Genomic DNA, 15,984 nt, shown 5'->3' with positions numbered 1-15,984 from the left:
AAAAAAGGATGGGGCCATCCCCATCCTTTTTTACCTATCGTTCTATCGGCTGCGTGTCAGTTCCCGTGATTCCGCCGTTCCTGTCCCGTAAATCCTGCTCGATCTCTTCAAGGCTTTTGCCTTTTGTTTCTGTTACTTTAAAGTAAACGAACAGGAAGGCCGCGATGCCGATGGCCGCATAGCACAGGAACAGGTAACTAATGCCCATCACTTCCATGAGGACCGGAAAACTCAATGTCACAATTAAGTTCCCTGCATGAAGCATTAAAGTCGATACTCCGGTTCCCACCCCTCTGACATGAAGAGGGAACAGCTCAGGCAGCATCACCCAGACGATCGGACCCCAGCTGACGGCAAATATGACGATAAACACACCTAAACAGATGACCGTCGTCCATGCCGCACCAGCGGTATTGCCAAAAAAGAGATTGGTGAAAGAAAGCACGATCAAACTGATGACCATGCCGGCATTTCCAAATAATAAAAGCGGCTTCCGGCCAATCCTGTCAATAAAGCGGATCGCCACAAGCGTCATCAGGACATTGACCGTTCCGATGCCGACTGTCCCCAAAATGGCCGCCGAATCTTCAAATCCGACATTCGTAAACGTTTTTGGGGCATAGTAAATAATCGTGTTGGTTCCGATAAATTGCTGGAGAAACGCCAGTCCGACTCCTGCGATTAACGCCGGGCGCACCCATGGTTCAAGCAGCTCTTTCAAGCCCCCCTGATCCTGCTTTTCCGCTTCTTTAATTTCTTTGACTTCCTGATCGACCTGCTTTCCTCCCCTCATCTTGGACAAAACCCGTCGCGCTTTCTCTTCTTTTCCTTTTGTTAAGAGCCAGCGCGGGCTTTCCGGCATGAAAAAGATCCCGATTAAAAGGCCGATTGACGGAATAAGAGCCAAGCCCAGCATCCAGCGCCATGCGCCTGCATCACTAAATGCATAATTGATCAAATAAGAGACCAGAATCCCGATCGTAATCATCAGCTGATTTAATGAAGAAAGCGCGCCCCTCGATTCCTTCGGCGCAAGCTCTGAAAGGTACAAGGGAACAATGGTCGTTGAACAGCCAACCGCAAGGCCGAGCACGATCCTGAAAACCACCATATATTCCGTGCTTGGAGAAAGGGCCGTTCCGAGCCCCCCAATGCAATACAGCACAGCCGCTGACATAATCGCCCTTCTTCTCCCGAAGCGGTCTGTCAGCCTGCCGGACAAGCCCGATCCGAAAATCGCCCCGATTAAAATTGCGCTGACAACCAGCCCTTCTGTAAAGGCATTGAGCCCAAGCTCATCTTTCATAAACAAAATCGCCCCGGAAATGACGCCCGTATCATAACCGTAGAGCACACCGCCCAAGGCTCCAAAAAAATAAAGCCAGGCATTCGATCTTTTTCCCTTCATCAGTATATCCTCCTAACAAGGCTCGTCTTTTATAATCTTTAACCTTGTCTCGCTTTCTTCAAACCTCTAGAAACTCGGAGTACCATTAAAAGGAATTTAAAAATATGAAACATTTTATCTGTTTCATCGTCTTATTTAAGGCGGCAAAATGATCAGATCCCGCGGAATTTCCAGAGAATCCCCATATGCAAAACAGCAAATATCTTGTAAAATCCAAGATTGGGAAACATTTTTTTATCAAAATTTAGACTTATTCAACAATTGTACGTTTCAATATAAATAAAAGAGGAGCTTATACATGCTACGATCGCAACGAACGAAGAAAAAGAGACTAAGAAAATGGGTGAAATACTCATTGTTTTTCATTGTTTTAATCCTGACGGCGACAGCAGCCGCAGGCGGCTATGCGTACTACAAAGTGGCGAACGCCTCCAAAGATGCGCAAGTCACCCTTTCCAGAGGAGAACAGTCCGTCAAGCGGATTAAAGAGTTCAACCCTAAAAAAGATAACTTCTCCATCCTGTTGATGGGGATTGATGCCCGTCCCGGACAAAGCATGGACAAAGAACGAAGCGATGCGATGGTTCTCGCCACGTTCAACAGAAAAGACAAATCAGTGAAACTATTGAGCATCCCGCGGGATTCCTATGTTAACATCCCTGGACGCGGCTTTGATAAAATCACGCATGCCCACTCATTAGGCGGGCGCGACCTCAGTACAGAAACCGTCGAAAACCTGCTCGACATTCCGGTTGATTACGTCATGGAAGCCAATTTTTCAGCTTTCAAAGAAGTAGTTGACGAGCTCGGCGGTGTACCGATCACAATCAAAGAAGACTATATTGTCCGGCAGATTAAAAAGGATACGAAAGGCAAAGTCAACCTTCAAACAGGCGAGCAGACGCTCACCGGAGAAGAGGCTCTTGCTTATGTAAGAACGAGAAAAGCCGATACGGACTTGAAACGCGGCGAGCGCCAGATGGAAGTCATCAAATCGATTATTAACAAATCCAAATCGCTTACTGCCATTCCGGCTTATGACGATATCCTTGATACAGTCGGAAAGAACGTATCAATGAACTTGTCGCTGAATGATGCAATCGGGCTGATCCCGTTTATGACGTCCATTCAAACGATCGATACCCTTCAATTGAAAGGGAGCGATTATCAACCGGGCAAAGTCTACTATTTCCAGCTTGACCAGGAAAATCTCAATGAAATCAAGCAGGAATTAAAACAGCAGCTAGATGTATAATGAGAAAAAGGATGAAGATGATTCATCCTTTTTCTATTTCATGAAACTCAAGATTTACTATTGAAAAAATCTAAATTTAGGTTTAGCCTTTTACATAACATGTCCTTTTAGGGAATACTGCCGAAGAGAGCTGTTTTTCGCCTCCCGAAAAACGGCAAACTCTCTTACAGGAGGTTATCTTTACATAATGAGGTTAATTGCGATCGATTTAGACGGGACTCTTTTAAATACCGAAAGTCAAATATCCGCAGAAAACCGGGCCGCTATCAAAAAGGCGCTCATCTCAGACTGCATCGTAACCATTTGCACGGGACGGGCCACATTTGACGTCAAAGCGCTGCTGAACGATTTGGATATTCCGATTATCGCCGCAAACGGGGGAACGGTTCACGATTTCAACTATAAACTCCTAAGCAGAACGTTAATGGACAAGGAAGCCGGAAAAAAGGCGGCCCAATACTTAACAGATCATCAAATCTATTTTGAGGTTTATACGGACGACGCGCTGCTTTCTCCTTATGACGGAGAGCAGAAGCTTGAAGCAGAGCTTGATATCGTCACAAGCGCCAACCCTAATGAAGACAGGGATACGCTTTGGCAGGGCGCACTGACTCAGTTTAAACAATTCGGCATCAAACCCGTGCCCGACATTCGCGAGGTTTTTAACGGAGACGAACATATTTATAAGCTGTTGTGCTTCTCATTTGATATGGAAAAGCTGAAAAAAGCAAAAGAAGACCTTTCAGCCTTTCCAAAATTAGGACTCACATCTTCCGGAAGACATATCATCGAGATTCTGCCTGATGAATCCGGCAAAGGCCGCGCTTTAAAAGAGCTGGCCCGCCACTATGGAATCGAGAAAAAAGACATCTACGCGATCGGCGACAGCCCGAACGACCTGTCAATGTTTGAGGAAGCCGGCCATCGGATCGCGATGGGCAATGCAATCAATGAACTGAAGCATATCAGCACGTTTATCACGAAAAGCAATGATGAAAACGGCGTCGCTTATTTCATTAATAAACTGCTGGAAAATGAATATCAATAATTAAGAAAACCGCTCGAAGATGGACTCGAGCGGTTTTCTGCTACTCAATTCTGACGCTTCCGGCGTATTTATCTTTCCAATAGGCGCTCGTCTCCATATCTGCTGTCGTCACACCGGCAGACAAGGTGACAAGAACGACTTGGCCGTTTCCGATATAGATGGCGGGATTGAGAACAGTGGTTCCTTTAAAGAACACGATATCTCCAGGCTCCAGCTCCTGTTTTGTGATTTTCTTGCCTGTACTGTATTGTTTATCAGCGTACCGCGGAAGTTCCACTCCTGCCGCCGTTTTATAGACATATTGGATAAACCCCGCCGTATCAAAACCTTCTTTAGGCGATGTGCCGCCTTTTTGATAACCGACTTCGCCGATATGCCTGATCGCTTCGGATACAATCGGATTTTTCGGGAGGGACATGTTGTCAAAACGTCTGACTCCTGTGAACTTCTTCTGCCAGTAGGAAGCCGACAAGTAAGAGATCGTCACTTTATTTGAACGGCTCGCATGGATAAACCGGCCGCCCCCTGCATAGATGGCGTTATGGGATATTCCCGGTTTGTACGTATTGCTGAAAAACAAAACATCACCCGGCCGGATATCTTCAAGCTTCACCTTTTGACCGACCGCCCATTGCTGTTCCGCCGATCTAGGCAAATAAACACCGAGCACCTCTCTGAAAACGTATTGTGTCAACCCTGAACAGTCAAACCCGAGATCGGGAGAGTTTCCTCCAAATACATATGGAACACCGACATAGCTCTTTGCTTTTTGAACGACAGGGTCCATAGAAATCTCGGGCTCTTTTGTGATCCTTTTCGCTTTAAGATACCCCGAGCTCCAGTAAGAGCTACCTTCAAGCTTTGTCACGACAACCCCGTTTGATTTTGTGCTGTGGATGATTTGATCATTTCCCATGTAGATGGCGACATGAGTCGGTCCGTCCGTTTCCAGTTCGGCATTTTTGAAAAAGACAAGATCCCCCTTTTCGAGCTTCTGACGGCTGACAATGTTTCCGAGGGTCGATTGCTCCTTTACCGTTCTTGGAAGCGTAATATCGAGTGATTGAAACACATATTGTACAAAGCCTGACGAGTCAAACCCCGTTTTCGGCTTCTCTCCGCCGTAGCTGTATTTCGCACCCTCAAGCTGTCTGGCGGTTTCTGCTATTTTCTCGCCGATCGTATCGGCGTGTACGTCATTGTGATTCGTTAAAAATAAAGACATCCAAAACACCGCAATTCCACAAAACAAAACCAACTTTTTGTTTGCCGCTTTTTTTATCAATTGTTCTGTTCCTCCTCTTCTTTCCTCTTTCATCGTCATTCAATTGGGATATTTAAAGGACTTTTTTTGCGTGTACAGCAGCGTCATAGCGAGAAGAAACGCGCAGCACAGCATGATCAGCTTTTTCACCTAAGCGCGGATTAAATGGATGAAGGGAAATATTCTAAAGAGGTCATGAACATGAGGTGCAGTTCCCATCCCGAATTGGTAAGGTGATGTCTTTTTGAAGCTTAGTCGAAATTTGTCAGTTTTTATTCCCTTCAAAAGAATACAATAAACATGAACCCCAAAACCATGTATATTTTCTCCTGATTTTCTATAAAACTTTATACACTGACCGGTTAAGAAAATTGTCGTGTTTCCTTTTCAAATCAGCCGCTTTTCACAGGTCTTTTATAACCGGAATCAGCACACGCAAAAAGAGAGTGCCGGCGGCACTCTCTTTTCTGCACTGTTATCGTTGGTTTTCCGTTGTTTGATCCTGCTGATTCACTTTTTGGATTTCCGTTGAGATTTTAGCTTTTTCATCGTTTGACAATTCATCAGAATACTTGAAAGCAGACATGAATGCAATGATCAACACTAAACCTACGAACGGCCAAATGGCTCTGACAAATTTCATTTGTTCACCACTCCGTTTTTGTTATTTTTCAGTTTGTCCGCATGATCGACTTCAAACGTCAATTTTCCGTTCTCTTCTTTCCAGTCGAGGTTTGTTCCTTTTGTCAATTGACGGAAGATCGCTTTTCGTTTCAAGAAATCGCTCTTGCCTAAAGGCGTCGGCGTTGCTTCACGAATGTTGAGAGGTGTTACCTCAAAGCGCCCTTTGCCGTCATTCATTAAATGGTATTGTACAAGCGCGCTGTCCCGTGTTCTTGACCAGCCCTGATCAAACACAAAGTTCCCGAGGCTGTAGAAGATCACAGTGCCGTTATACACTTCGATCGGTTCGAGAACATGGGGGTGAGCGCCGATGATGACATCTGCTCCGGCATCCGCAATCGCCTTGGCCAGATCCTTCTGTCTGTCGTTCGGTTCATTGTCATATTCTTGTCCCCAGTGCACGTGGACAAGGACAAGATCCGCTTTTTTGGATGCTTCCGCGATCATTGGAATAAAGATTTTCGGGCTGAGCGGCAGCACTCCGCCTCTGTTCTTTTTGGCTGTAAAGTTCTTCGTGTAGACGTCTGTAAAACCGAGCGTTGCGATTTTTACACCGTTCACATCCTTATAGGATACGTGCTGTTTCGCGTCTTCGAGATTATTGCCTGCTCCGACAAGCTCCAAGTCCTCATTTGAGAATTTATTCAGCGTATCCTTCAAACCGTCTTCCCCGTAGTCCATCGCATGGTTGTTGGCAAAGTTCAGTACGCTGAAGTTCAGCTTTTTCAATGTTTCGACTGATTCTTGATTCGTTTGCAGATGGATGTTCTTTTCTGCCTCTTGATAGTCCTTTGTATTGGTTACAGGGTTTTCAAAGTTTCCTGTGATAAAATCTGACACATTAAAGTACGGCTTCACATTTTTGAAGACACTTTCCGAACCGTGTAAGTTTGTCACTTTTTCTACGTTTCTTCCCATCATGATATCGCCCATAAAGGTAGCTGTGAGCTTGGCATCTTCTTTTTTGTCCATTTGCGAAGGAGTTTTGGCGCTTCCGACCCAAGTGAAGACAAACATTAAACAGAAAATAGCGGGCAATACGATAAAGACGTGCTTGTTTGTTTTCTTTTTCTCCTGCTTCGTCAGCTTCAGCAGTTTTTCCTGAACGTTCAGTTGTTTTTTCATCGATTTGACACACCTAACTTTAGATTAGATAGTAAGCATACATAATGACGAATGTTGCTCCGCTCAATAAAAGCGTACTTCCAAGCGTAATCGTTAATCCCTGTCTTTGAATGGTATTCGCGATCAGCCCCGGCACGATAATTCCGATTCCCCTGAATTCGGCAATTTCAAACGGCATCACCGGATATATAAAATCAAAACCGATTTTCAAAAGAATTCCCGTAATCAGCATCGCTGCGAATTTTCTGCGTCCGTATAGAATCATAATTTTGGAAAGTCCGAATTTCACGATGACATACGTCAGCAAACTGACAAAAAGAACGAGCAACATGAAAATCGGCTGATTGAACACAAGTCCCAAATAACCCGGTACGACGAGGCCGGCTGGTACAATTCCCGTTTTCTCTGCAAAAATCAAACTGAGTAAGACTCCTAAAATGAGGGCGATATATAAATCTGATCCAAACATTGTGTTTTCTTCCTCCTAGCTAACGAGCTGCTTAATCTTGTAATCTTGTATTTTTTCAATGAGAGGCTCCGCTGCTCCATGGATATTTCCGACTCCGTAAATGACGCGGCCCTCAAGCTTGTTTTTCAGCATGAACATGATTTCTTCCGTTGATTTGTGCTCAAAATCAAACAGCTTGTCCGCAGGAATTTTGCCTGCTTCATATGCTTTGACGATCGGCTCTGTTGTTTCTCCAATCAGCACAAGTTCACTTGCTTCAATATAAGGAAGGACATCTTCCGCAAACTGCTGTGTTCTGTCTACCCTGTCGGCGCGGCAGTTCATAATGACGATCGGCTGATCCGTAGGATAGCCTATTTCTTTTACACGCTTCCATATGTTTAAAGTCGAAGCTGCGTCATTGGCCGCAAAACCGTTGACGAAATGTCCGGGGTTTTTGGCGTTCATCAGCGGCAGAATTCTCATGGCTCCCGGATCAGGCGGCGCATTCAGCATGCCTTTAAAAGCGGTTTCTTCGTCAATGCCCAACGCTTGAGCCACACCGAGCGCAAGAGACGCATTATCAGGGAATACCATGTACTCAAACTGTCTGAGGTATTCATCTGTTATTTTAGAATTGTCTGCGACGATAACTTTTGTGTTCCTTTCTTTTGCAATCTGCTTAAAGAAATCGGTATACTCACTATCAGTGATAACTAAATGTCCATTATAAGGAATGGTTGCTGTAAAAGCTTCTGCAATTTCATCCAAAGTCGGTCCCATCACATCCATGTGATCTTCCAGCACGTTCACGATCACGCCGATATTAGCCTGAAGCAATTCTTCCTGAAAGATGATTTGGTAATCAGGGTTAACGGCCATGCACTCACTGACAATCGCATTGGCCCCTCTTTCCACCGTTTCTTTCATAACCTCTTTTTGTTCTCCGATATTCGGGCCTTGAGGTTTTCTTTTGATCGGTTTCTCTTCCGGTGTGTCCCAATAAATCATCCTTGCGTCTGTCCCGGTTGTTTTTCCTACTGTTTTGTAGCCTGCCTCGATTAATATCCCTGTTGTTAATCTTGTCACCGTGGACTTTCCGCGTATCCCGTTGATGTTCACTCGGACAGGCAGCGCATCGATGTTTTGCTGGTGGCGCCTTTTTTCATAAATGCCGATCCCAACAACGATCACACAGGCTAATAGCATTACCCACATTGTTTGTCTACATCTCCTTCTTGGAATCTGATATGTAAATTCATTCATCAGTATATAGGTTCACTATGAAATCACAATCGGCATTATGTAACAGAAGACGACGAAATTTTCCGTGACAAAGATCACCTCACCCGAGTCATTAATGCCTATCTTTTTATTGATATTTTTGGAAATCAGAAGTCCTTAATTCCTATCAGTTTTTTGTCAGCATTTTAAGTATGCGCTTTCAAAATTCGACATTATGATTTTTGTACTTTTCTCCCTATTTCTGATGAAAGATTGAAGGATGAATTCAGGATCTCTTTTTCCCCCGGCTGAAATCCCCTAGAAATGGGCTGTCAACCGGGATATCTCCTTTCTTTTTGTATTTTCGCTCTTTTCCAACAGGTTAAAAAGTCACCAATGTTCCCTCTTCAAAACAAATACGTCCTATGACAATCAGATCACCTATTAAAAAATGAAAATTTCTTTTAGCATAAAGCGGGATTCATTAACAAATCCAAATTTTTTGTGAGCCGTTCGATTCACCTTATTTCTTCAGATTTTAGGTTAAAATCCTAAGATTTAAAAAGCCATTAATTTTTTTCAACGATAATTCATCAAACTTTAACATTTTTAATTTTTCTTATTATTCTCATTGTTACTGTATTCGCCAATTTATGCCGAATGAAGGTTATTTTCTATTCAACACACCTGTATATGTCTCTATATCCCAACCCGGCTAAAAATTTCTGCGCCCGCCCTTTTTTTATTGAGATTTTTAAAGGATCATGATAATCTTTATGTAAACGGTTACACAAATGGAGAGGAGAAGTCTTTTTTGGCTACGATTAAAGACGTCGCACTTGCTGCAAAAGTATCTGTCGCTACGGTTTCCCGGGTATTAAATGAGACTGGATACGTCCATGAAGACACGAGGACACGCGTGTTAAAAGCGATGGAAGAACTGAATTACCACCCGAATGAAGTAGCCAGGTCTCTCTATAAAAGGGAGTCCAGACTGATCGGACTGCTGCTGCCGGATATCACAAACCCATTCTTTCCTCAGCTTGCGCGCGGCGTTGAAGATGAGATCCACCGCCTCGGCTTCCGGCTCATCTTCGGAAACAGCGATGAAAATTTGGAGAAAGAGCTTGATTATTTGCAGACGTTTAAACAAAATCATGTGGTCGGGGTCATTTCAGCGACCAATTATCCGGATGCGCCAAATTATCAAGACTTGTCCATGCCGATCGTCTTCCTTGACCGGACGGGCGAGAATGCGCCGGCTGTATTCGCGGACAGCCGCGAAGGCGGCAGAATCGCAGCGGCTGAAATGGTCAGGAGAAACGCGAAACGAATTACGCTGATCAAAGGACCGGCCCACCTTCAGACTGCAAGAGACCGTTTCAACGGAGCGCTGGAGATGCTAAGCGGGGCCGATATCGATTTTCATGTTATGAAAACCGAGACATTTTCATTTCCGGAAGCCCAAAAACGGGCGGCAGAGCTGTTTGCCACCTATCCGGAAACAGACGGCGTAATCGCAAGCAATGACATTGTGGCGACAGCCGTTTTGCATGAAGCCTTGAAACGGAAGATCAAAGTTCCCGACGAACTGCAGATTATCGGCTTTGATGACATTCCGCAAAGCGAATTGCTTTTCCCCTCTTTATCAACGATCAGGCAGCCCGCCTATGAAATGGGAAAAGAAGCGGCAAAACTGCTGCTGAGATTAATGAAAAATGAATATATTGAACAATCGGCAGTGCAGATGCCGGTTGCCTTTATTGAAAGACAAACGACAAGAAAGGCGGAATGACAATGAGTAAAATATGTGTGATTGGCAGCTCTTCGATGGATTTAGTCGTGACATCGCCTAAGCGGCCGGCTGCCGGAGAAACGGTGCTTGGCGAATCTTTTAATACGGTTCCGGGCGGAAAAGGCGCCAACCAGGCAGTGGCTGCGGCCCGGCTTGGTGCAGAGGTCTATATGATCGGCTGCGTCGGCGATGATCATTACGGAAAAGCCATCCTCGACAATTTTCAAGCGAATGGTGTTTTGACAGATTATGTGGAACCGGTTACAGGTCAGGAAAGCGGCACCGCACATATCGTTCTCGCAGACGGCGACAACAGTATCATCGTCGTCAAAGGGGCAAATGACCATGTCACACCTGAATACGTTCAAAAAGCGCTGCCTGCGATTAAACAGGCAGACATCGTTCTGATTCAGCAGGAGATTCCGGAAGAAACCGTCGATTATGTCTGCGGACTGTGCAGCTCACTCGGCATTCCTCTCCTGCTGAATCCGGCACCAGCCCGTCCGCTTCGCCCGGAAACGGTCGAACATGCGGCCTACATTACGCCAAACGAGCATGAAGCTTCGGTACTGTTTCAGGGCATGTCCCGGGAGGAAGCGTTAAAGCGCTATCCGGAGAAGCTGTTCATCACAGAAGGAAAAAACGGGGTCCGCTATCACAATGGTCTGGAAGAAAGGATCGTTCCTTCATTTCCTGTCAATGCGATTGATACGACGGGAGCCGGAGACACCTTCAATGCGGGATTGGCCGTCGCGCTTTCCGAAGGACAAAGCATCGAATCTGCCTTGCGCTTTGCGAACCGGGCGGCTTCCCTCTCAGTTTTGAAATTCGGCGCGCAAGGCGGGATGCCGAAACGGGATGAAGTGGAGCGTGAATTGTCATGAAAAAACACGGAATATTAAACAGCCATATCGCAAAATTACTGGCCGATCTCGGGCATACCGACACCGTCGTCATCGCGGACGCCGGGCTGCCCGTTCCTCCCGGCGTCCCCAAAATCGATCTCGCGCTGACATTGGGCACGCCCGGATTTCAAGAGGTCACAAAGCTCATCGCCGCTGAAATGGCCGTCGAAAAAGTGACGGCAGCCGAAGAAATAGAAAGCGTCAATCCCGGTCAAGCCGCATTTTTAAAAGCGGAATTTTCAAACCGAAAAATTGACTATATCCCGCACGAAGCATTCAAAAAAGCGACGAGTCACGCAAAAGCGGTCATTCGCACAGGGGAAGCCACACCTTATGCAAATTGCATCTTGCACGCGGGAGTGATCTTTTAGATGTTTACATTCTCCATCTGGAAAGAAGGGATAGTCCATGCATATTAAAATGAAGGACATTTATAAAGCTTTTGGCCAAAACCAGGTGCTGTCCGGCGTTTCTTTCGAACTTCAGGAAGGTGAAGTCCACGCTTTAATGGGAGAAAACGGCGCCGGAAAGTCGACCCTCATGAATCTGTTGACTGGACTTCACAGACTGGACAGCGGAACGATCGAGATCGACGGAAAAGAAACGTATTTTTCAGATCCAAAGAAAGCCGAACAGAACGGCATTGCCTTTATCCATCAGGAGCTGAACATTTGGCCTGAAATGACCGTTTTGGAAAATCTGTTTATCGGCAGAGAGCTTTCTTCCAAACTTGGATTTTTAAATCACAAGAAAATGAAAGCGCTAGCAAAAGGGCAGCTTGAAAGTCTCGGAGTTTCGATTTCTCTTGAAAAAGAAGCCGGAGACTGTTCCGTCGGCCAGCAGCAAATGATCGAAATCGCAAAAGCCCTTATGACAGACGCGAAAGTGATCATCATGGATGAACCGACGGCAGCGTTGACAGAAAGAGAAATTGAAAAACTGTTCGGCGTCATCAGAGCATTAAAGAAAAACGGCGTCTCCATCGTCTATATATCCCATCGCATGGAAGAAATCTTCACGATTTGCGACCGGATCACGGTGATGCGCGACGGAAAAACGGTCGACACGAAACGGATTCCCGACACCGACTTTCATGAAGTGGTGAAAAAGATGGTCGGACGGGAGCTGACCGAACGCTATCCTGAAAGACAGCCAAATCCGGGACGCGTCGTTCTCGAAGTTAAGCAGGCATCCAAAAAAGGCGTCTTCCAAAATATCAGCTTTACCGTCCGCTCCGGTGAAATCGTCGGGATTTCAGGACTGATGGGTGCCGGGCGCACCGAGCTGATGAGGGCGGTTTTCGGGCTCGATCCGCTTGATTCGGGAGACATTTTCATCGAAGGCAAAAAAGCGACGCTCAAAAAACCGAGCGATGCCGTTCAAAAAGGAATCGGCTTTATTACCGAGAACCGCAAGGATGAAGGACTTGTGCTCGACACGTCCATCAGGGAAAATATCGCCCTTCCGAATCTCGCCAGCTTTTCACCGAAAGGATGGATTGACAAAAAAAGCGAGCAGGAATTTGTCGACCTTCTGATCAAGCGGCTGACGATCAAAACAGAATCGCCGGAAACCCGCGCGCGAAACCTTTCAGGAGGGAACCAGCAAAAAGTGGTCATCGCCAAATGGATCGGGATCGGCCCTAAAGTGCTGATTTTGGATGAGCCGACGCGAGGCGTCGATGTCGGCGCGAAAAGGGAGATTTATCAGCTGATGAACGAACTGACAGACCGCGGTGTCGCGATCGTCATGGTCTCTTCAGAGCTGCCCGAGATTCTCGGGATGAGCGACCGCGTCCTTGTGATCCATGAAGGAACGCTAAGCGGTGAGCTATCAAGAAATGATGCCACGCAAGAACGAATTATGACACTCGCTACAGGAGGGCGGTAACATGAAAACTCAACCGGCTGTGAAAAAAAGCCTTAATGTCGATTCTGTAATGCAAAGCTCGGTCCGTTTCTCGGCCTTATAATTCTCGTCGTCATCGTCTCAGTATTAAACCCGAGCTTTTTAGAACCGTTAAATATTTTAAACTTGTTAAGACAAGTCGCCATTAATGCGCTGATCGCGTTCGGCATGACCTTTGTCATTTTGACCGGCGGCATCGACCTTTCCGTCGGAGCGATTTTGGCGCTGTCGAGCGCATTGATCGCCGGCATGATCGCCGGCGGCATCGATCCTGTTTTTGCCGTCATCATCGGCTGCCTGATCGGAGCCCTGCTCGGCTTGGTCAACGGGCTGTTAATCACGAAAGGTAAAATGGCCCCGTTCATCGCAACACTTGCGACAATGACGATTTTCCGCGGATTGACGATGGTTTACACAGACGGCAATCCGATTACAGGGCTCGGTAATCACTACGGCTTCCAGCTTTTCGGACGCGGCTACTTTTTAGGCATCCCCGTCCCTGCGATTACAATGGCGGCCGCCTTTATCATCCTTTGGGTGATTCTTCACAAAACGCCTTTCGGCCGCCGAACGTATGCAATCGGCGGAAATGAAAAAGCGGCCCTGATCTCAGGCATTAAAGTTCCGCGCGTCAAAATGATGATTTATTCTCTTGCCGGCCTATTATCCGCGTTGGCTGGAGCCATCTTGACGTCACGGCTAAACTCAGCCCAGCCGACAGCAGGCACTTCCTACGAACTCGATGCCATTGCTGCGGTCGTATTAGGCGGTACAAGCCTTGCCGGAGGAAGAGGACGAATTGCCGGCACACTCATCGGCGTCCTCATCATCGGAACGTTGAATAACGGCTTGAACCTGCTTGGCGTCTCTTCCTTTTTCCAAATGGTCGTCAAAGGTGTCGTCATTTTGATCGCAGTCCTGCTGGACCGCAAGAAATCCGCTTAAGGAGGGCTATACTGATGAAAAAAACATTAACGGTTTTCACCGCATTGGCGCTTCTGTTTCTGTCCGCCTGCTCGCTGGAGCCGCCGGAATGGGCAAAGCCAAATAAAGAAAAAGGAACGGATATCAAAATCGGTTTATCTGTCTCGACTTTGAAAAATCCATTTTTCGTTTCATTAAAGAACGGAGTTGTCAAAGAAGCCAAAAAACAAGGGATTGAAGTGATTGTCGTCGATGCACAAGATGACTCGGCAAAGCAGACGAATGATGTCGAAGATCTTCTGCAGCAAGGCGTTGACGCTTTATTGATCAATCCGGCCGACTCCTCCGCCATCTCAACGGCAGTCCAATCGGCCAATTCGCTTGGCATTCCGGTCGTCACCCTTGACCGCTCCGCCGAAAACGGAAAAGTAGAAACGCTCGTCGCTTCAGATAACGTAAAAGGCGGGCAAATGGCAGCGGACTTTATCGTACATCAGCTCGGCAAAGGCGCAAAAGTGGCTGAACTTGAAGGCGTCCCCGGCGCATCGGCAACAAGGGAACGGGGCTCAGGGTTTCATAAGACCGCTGATGACAAGCTGAATGTGATCGCTAAGCAAACAGCCGACTTTGACCGGACAAAAGGGTTGAACGTTATGGAGAACCTTCTTCAAGGAAATCCTGATATTCAAGCGGTTTTCGCCCATAATGACGAAATGGCGCTCGGCGCGATTGAAGCGATCAGAAGCTCAGGGAAAGAGATACTTGTCGTCGGCTTCGACGGCAATGAAGATGCGGTTAAAGCGGTTCAGGCCGGAGACATGTCGGCCACGATCGCCCAGCAGCCTGAATTGATCGGCAAGCTCGCCGTACAAGCGGCCCGGGATATTTTGAACGGCAAAAAAGTTGAAAAAACGATACCCGCACCGCTCAAACTGGAAACGAAAAAGTAACTACAAAATCAGACCTCTTCAAACATAGAGGTCTGATTTTTTTTGGTCATCTCCATAAAAGCCCTTGCCGCCCGGCTCAAATAGCATGTTTCCGGATAAGCAAACACAAGCGTCCGGGACGGATCGGATTGCAAAGGTACATAGACGATCCTGTCAGACCCTTTCCGCATGACCATCCGGGGCACGACCGTGACCCCCATTCCGTGTTCAACGAGAGATTGGGCGGTTTCAATGCTGCTTGTTTTGAAGGTCACTTTCGGTTGAAACCCTTCCTCCGCACATAAATCGAGTACCATTCTACGGAAGCCGTAGCCTTCTTTTAGTAAAATAAACGGCACACCCTCGGCCGTTTTCAAAGCAAGAGGGAGATTTTCGGCATTCGACCGGACCGAATCGATGAGCTTCCGCAATTGGCCGGTCATCCAGCTCTCCCTTTCATTTGGAATCGCCAAAAAAAGCGGCTCGGTCAGTATCGGCCGGATCGCGAGCCTGTCATTTTCAATCGGCAAAGGGAGAATCGACAGGTCCACCGTTCCGTTTTCCGTCATTTTTTCCAATGCCGCCGGCGAGTCTTCTATCAGCTGAACCTGTACGTTCGGATGCTTTTTCAGAAAGGCTTTCAGGAGCGGCGGAAGAAGATACCCTCCCGTGACAGCGGGAACGCCGATCGATAACTCCGTCCCCATTTCCTCGAGCTGATCGCGCATTTCACACAGCAGTTCATCTCTTGACCGCAAAATATCCTGCGCTTTTCGGATGAAGCGCATCCCTTGAGGAGTCGGCGAGACCCCCTCTCTATTTCTGTAAAACAGCGGAAAGCCGAGCTCGCTTTCCAGCTTTTTAATTTGCTGGCTCAGTGAAGGCTGAGCGATATGCAGGCTGGCAGCCGCCTTTGTAAAACTGCCTTTTTTGAAAATCTCTGCCGCGTATTCAAAAAGCCTCATATCCAATACCCGCACCCCCATAGTTTCCGTCTATCATTTTCATACATTTTATATCTTAGACTGATGGCTGTCGACTCCCCTAATATAAATACATAGCCGATA

14 protein-coding genes and 1 pseudogene are annotated in these 15,984 nt (G+C 46.7%); 8 read left to right on the top strand and 7 right to left on the bottom strand.

Features of this window, described 5'->3' with window-relative positions:
* Positions 1-34: 34 nt before the first annotated feature.
* A complete protein-coding gene (locus MST20_RS09885) occupies positions 35-1,408 on the bottom strand; it encodes a sugar porter family MFS transporter (RefSeq protein WP_243941873.1) in 1,374 nt (457 codons plus the stop codon).
* Positions 1,409-1,706: 298 nt separating this feature from the next.
* Between MST20_RS09885 and MST20_RS09880 the strand changes: the two genes are divergently transcribed.
* Positions 1,707-2,663: an LCP family protein gene (locus tag MST20_RS09880; protein WP_243941872.1), complete on the top strand. Its 957-nt coding sequence runs from the start codon at positions 1,707-1,709 to the stop codon at positions 2,661-2,663.
* 187 nt (positions 2,664-2,850) lie between these two features.
* A complete protein-coding gene (locus MST20_RS09875; RefSeq protein WP_243941871.1) occupies positions 2,851-3,711 on the top strand; it encodes a Cof-type HAD-IIB family hydrolase in 861 nt (286 codons plus the stop codon).
* 40 nt (positions 3,712-3,751) lie between these two features.
* On the opposite strand, the gene MST20_RS09870 is transcribed toward MST20_RS09875, so the two are convergent.
* The 5 genes from MST20_RS09870 to pgsB all read right to left on the bottom strand — a co-directional run bounded on the left by MST20_RS09870 (position 3,752) and on the right by pgsB (position 8,450).
* Positions 3,752-4,996, bottom strand: coding sequence for a C40 family peptidase (locus MST20_RS09870; protein WP_243941870.1), 1,245 nt, complete (start codon positions 4,994-4,996; stop codon positions 3,752-3,754).
* A gap of 454 nt (positions 4,997-5,450) precedes the next feature.
* Positions 5,451-5,618: a hypothetical protein gene (locus MST20_RS09865; RefSeq protein ID WP_243941869.1), complete on the bottom strand. Its 168-nt coding sequence runs from the start codon at positions 5,616-5,618 to the stop codon at positions 5,451-5,453.
* Entirely contained in the window at positions 5,615-6,784 is a 1,170-nt protein-coding gene (locus MST20_RS09860) for a CapA family protein (RefSeq protein ID WP_243941868.1), read from the bottom strand. Before MST20_RS09860 ends, MST20_RS09865 begins: the two co-directional genes overlap by 4 nt.
* Before the next feature lie 19 nt (positions 6,785-6,803).
* Positions 6,804-7,253, bottom strand: coding sequence for a poly-gamma-glutamate biosynthesis protein PgsC (gene pgsC, locus MST20_RS09855; protein WP_003185831.1), 450 nt, complete (start codon positions 7,251-7,253; stop codon positions 6,804-6,806).
* 15 nt (positions 7,254-7,268) lie between these two features.
* Positions 7,269-8,450, bottom strand: coding sequence for a poly-gamma-glutamate synthase PgsB (gene pgsB, locus MST20_RS09850; RefSeq protein ID WP_003185833.1), 1,182 nt, complete (start codon positions 8,448-8,450; stop codon positions 7,269-7,271).
* An 820-nt stretch (positions 8,451-9,270) separates the two neighbouring features.
* On the opposite strand from pgsB, the gene MST20_RS09845 reads away from it, so the two are divergent.
* The 6 genes and pseudogenes from MST20_RS09845 to rbsB all read left to right on the top strand — a co-directional run bounded on the left by MST20_RS09845 (position 9,271) and on the right by rbsB (position 14,938).
* Positions 9,271-10,251, top strand: coding sequence for a LacI family DNA-binding transcriptional regulator (locus tag MST20_RS09845; protein ID WP_243941867.1), 981 nt, complete (start codon positions 9,271-9,273; stop codon positions 10,249-10,251).
* A 2-nt stretch (positions 10,252-10,253) separates the two neighbouring features.
* Positions 10,254-11,135, top strand: a complete 882-nt coding sequence (rbsK, locus tag MST20_RS09840; protein ID WP_243941865.1) for a ribokinase — start codon at positions 10,254-10,256, stop codon at positions 11,133-11,135.
* The gene (gene rbsD, locus MST20_RS09835; protein ID WP_243941862.1) at positions 11,132-11,527 is read left to right on the top strand and encodes a D-ribose pyranase; all 396 of its coding nucleotides are present in this window, start codon (positions 11,132-11,134) and stop codon (positions 11,525-11,527) included. Before rbsK ends, rbsD begins: the two co-directional genes overlap by 4 nt.
* A 37-nt stretch (positions 11,528-11,564) precedes the next feature.
* Entirely contained in the window at positions 11,565-13,046 is a 1,482-nt protein-coding gene (locus tag MST20_RS09830; protein ID WP_243941860.1) for a sugar ABC transporter ATP-binding protein, read from the top strand.
* A 1-nt stretch (position 13,047) separates the two neighbouring features.
* Positions 13,048-14,009: pseudogene (gene rbsC / locus MST20_RS09825) on the top strand (ribose ABC transporter permease RbsC).
* A 14-nt stretch (positions 14,010-14,023) separates the two neighbouring features.
* Positions 14,024-14,938 (top strand): ribose ABC transporter substrate-binding protein RbsB, encoded by a 915-nt coding sequence (gene rbsB / locus MST20_RS09820; protein ID WP_243941858.1) that lies wholly within the window; start codon positions 14,024-14,026, stop codon positions 14,936-14,938.
* An 8-nt stretch (positions 14,939-14,946) separates the two neighbouring features.
* On the opposite strand, the gene MST20_RS09815 is transcribed toward rbsB, so the two are convergent.
* Entirely contained in the window at positions 14,947-15,888 is a 942-nt protein-coding gene (locus tag MST20_RS09815) for a LysR family transcriptional regulator (RefSeq protein ID WP_243941856.1), read from the bottom strand.
* Positions 15,889-15,984 lie beyond the last annotated feature (96 nt).

This window comes from Bacillus sp. B19-2, assembly GCF_022832475.1.
GTDB lineage: Bacteria > Bacillota > Bacilli > Bacillales > Bacillaceae > Bacillus > Bacillus paralicheniformis.
Note: the sequence above shows the minus strand (reverse complement) of the source record. Positions and strands in the feature narration are given on the sequence as shown.

Bases quoted from the DNA above. Each gene is read 5' to 3' on its own strand.
- pgsC (WP_003185831.1), bottom strand. From the start codon at position 7,253: ATGTTTGGATCAGATTTATATATCGCCCTCATTTTAGGAGTCTTACTC.
- MST20_RS09885 (WP_243941873.1), bottom strand. From the start codon at position 1,408: ATGAAGGGAAAAAGATCGAATGCCTGGCTTTATTTTTTTGGAGCCTTG.
- pgsB (WP_003185833.1), bottom strand. From the start codon at position 8,450: ATGTGGGTAATGCTATTAGCCTGTGTGATCGTTGTTGGGATCGGCATT.
- rbsB (WP_243941858.1), top strand. From the start codon at position 14,024: ATGAAAAAAACATTAACGGTTTTCACCGCATTGGCGCTTCTGTTTCTG.
- rbsK (WP_243941865.1), top strand. From the start codon at position 10,254: ATGAGTAAAATATGTGTGATTGGCAGCTCTTCGATGGATTTAGTCGTG.
- MST20_RS09880 (WP_243941872.1), top strand. From the start codon at position 1,707: ATGCTACGATCGCAACGAACGAAGAAAAAGAGACTAAGAAAATGGGTG.
- MST20_RS09875 (WP_243941871.1), top strand. From the start codon at position 2,851: ATGAGGTTAATTGCGATCGATTTAGACGGGACTCTTTTAAATACCGAA.
- MST20_RS09860 (WP_243941868.1), bottom strand. From the start codon at position 6,784: ATGAAAAAACAACTGAACGTTCAGGAAAAACTGCTGAAGCTGACGAAG.
- MST20_RS09830 (WP_243941860.1), top strand. From the start codon at position 11,565: ATGCATATTAAAATGAAGGACATTTATAAAGCTTTTGGCCAAAACCAG.
- MST20_RS09865 (WP_243941869.1), bottom strand. From the start codon at position 5,618: ATGAAATTTGTCAGAGCCATTTGGCCGTTCGTAGGTTTAGTGTTGATC.
- rbsD (WP_243941862.1), top strand. From the start codon at position 11,132: ATGAAAAAACACGGAATATTAAACAGCCATATCGCAAAATTACTGGCC.